At 47.9% G+C, this 1,283-nt stretch carries 1 protein-coding gene; it reads right to left on the bottom strand.

Annotated elements, in window-relative coordinates:
- Window positions 1-325: 325 nt before the first annotated feature.
- A partial coding sequence (locus KDK17_RS07100) for a S16 family serine protease (protein WP_306671247.1) occupies window positions 326-1,283 on the bottom strand: 958 nt, incomplete at its 5' end.

Raw genomic sequence — 1,283 nt, 5'->3', positions numbered from 1 at the left:
GCTTAGCTGATGGCAATTGAACTCAGCAGGTCCGGTGAGATGAAAGGAAAAATTGTGTTTTCCTGCTGCTATTAAATGTCAAATGAATGGCAGATAAATATGGAGGAAGACTGGCATCCCAAAAGTGACATAAAAGAGATTTCTTTATGCTTCAAAACTCTTAACTACGAATGGACAACACGGCGGCCGGAGCCAATAATATTGGGTGCTCACTCATGTGTCCTAACGGGGGTCTCCCTCGTTGTTAGAGCATTGATTCATGCGCCGCCTCCTAAGGGGCGGCGCAGTTCGTTGTGAGGGAATGATTGGTTGCGTTTGATTGGAGTCAAGGCTTAGTCGCAGGCTTTTTGCGTGCGGTCTTCCTGATGGTTTTCTTAACGGGCGATGTCTTGACGGGAAGTGCTGCCTTGCATACATCTTCGAAGATGCTGGCAAAGTGAATGGTCATGCCTTTTCGAATATAATCCGGCAGCTCATCGTAATCTCTTCGACATTCTTCCGGAATGATCAGGGTATGAATGCCTTGTCGTTTAGCGGCTATGACTTTTTCCCTAACCCCGCCAACAGCCAGAACTTTACCCGTGAGGGTCAGTTCTCCAGTCATGGCTATAGGGGCAGGCTTTGTATTCGTGGCAAGAGATAGCAGAGCGGTGGCCATGGTTATACCTGCTGAAGGGCCGTCTTTGGGAGTTGCTCCTTCAGGTACATGAAGATGGATAAAGGCTTTGTCAAAATAGGCTTCAGGAATGCCTAGCTTCTCGGCCTGACTTGAAACAAAGCTGTAGGCTATTTCAGCAGACTCTTTCATGACATCACCCAATTTGCCGGTTAGTTTGAAGCCCGCTCTCTGATGATGAATAAGACTGGCTTCTACAGGCAGGGTTGCGCCCCCCATAGCCGTCCACGCCAGACCAGTCACCACGCCAATACCTTCAATGCGCTTTTCTTTTCTGAAATAGGGCGCGCCCAGATAGTCAGATAGATTCCTGATCGTCACACTGTGACTCTCTTTCGAGCCTTCAAGTAGTTGAACAACAACTTTGCGAATAATTTTCTGTAGCAGTTTTTCAAGGTGTCTGACGCCAGCTTCCCTGGCATAGCCTTCAATGACTGCCTTGAGAGTGGCATCGGAAAATCGGATTTGGCTCTTTTTTAAACCGGACTGTTTCAAGAGCTTTGGCCACAGATGATTTTTGGCGATGGCCATTTTTTCTTCTGTGATATAGCCAGAGAGCCTTATGACATCCATTCGATCCAGAAGAGGGCCGGGAATCGTATCCAGC

This window comes from Endozoicomonas sp. SESOKO2 (assembly GCF_024606245.1).
GTDB lineage: Bacteria > Pseudomonadota > Gammaproteobacteria > Pseudomonadales > Endozoicomonadaceae > Endozoicomonas_A.
This window is presented reverse-complemented; position numbering and strand designations above follow the sequence as displayed.